Below are 681 nucleotides of genomic sequence, written 5' to 3' on the forward strand. Positions count from 1 at the left end.
TCCGCCGGCTGTCGATCAATTTGCTACAGACTGGAAATCCGCATTTGGCAACAAACTTTCATTTGAAAGTTAATCATAACATTATCGAAAGTCCCGTTCCTCCTCGATCGAGGGGCTTTTGATATGGGAATCTCTGAGAAAAAGTAACATTCGCGCAGGCAACTGTTTATAGATGCGGCTTACGAAGAGATTCCCACCCCACTAGTCTCGCCTCTACCTTCACGCAAACTACTCTATTCGTAACATCACTACTGACGAAAAACGCTCGTTCCACAAGCAAAAAATTTTTGCTTCAAGCCGACAAACTCACAAGCGCAACGCATCAATAAGTCGGTAATTATTAATTTTATCTATTGGAAATGAACACTGTTCATTTATAATCAGCGAACCTAACGCAGTAACAAGGAATCCACTTCATGAAACGCATTGCGCTTCTCTTTGCCATGTTTGCATTACTTTCTGGTTGTAGCAGCATGTCGCCAGAACAATGCCAAACCGCAGATTGGTATCGCGTCGGCTACCAAGATGGCCGCTCAGGCAACAACCCAAACATTTTGTACGACTACATTAAAGACTGTCGCGAAGCAGGCGTAACGCCAAATCACGTTGAGTGGCAAGACGGTTTTGATAAAGGCACCATTCTTTACTGTTCGCCAGACAATGGTTACACGGTGGGTGTAG

Annotated in this window: 1 protein-coding gene; it reads left to right on the plus strand. The window is 44.3% G+C overall.

Annotation, left to right across the window (positions count from 1 at the left end):
* Nucleotides 1-416: 416 nt before the first annotated feature.
* On the plus strand, nt 417-681 hold a 265-nt coding region (locus R7190_RS27715), incomplete at its 3' end, for a DUF2799 domain-containing protein (RefSeq protein ID WP_318137911.1).

It is taken from the genome of Vibrio sp. 1078-1 (genome assembly GCF_033340475.1).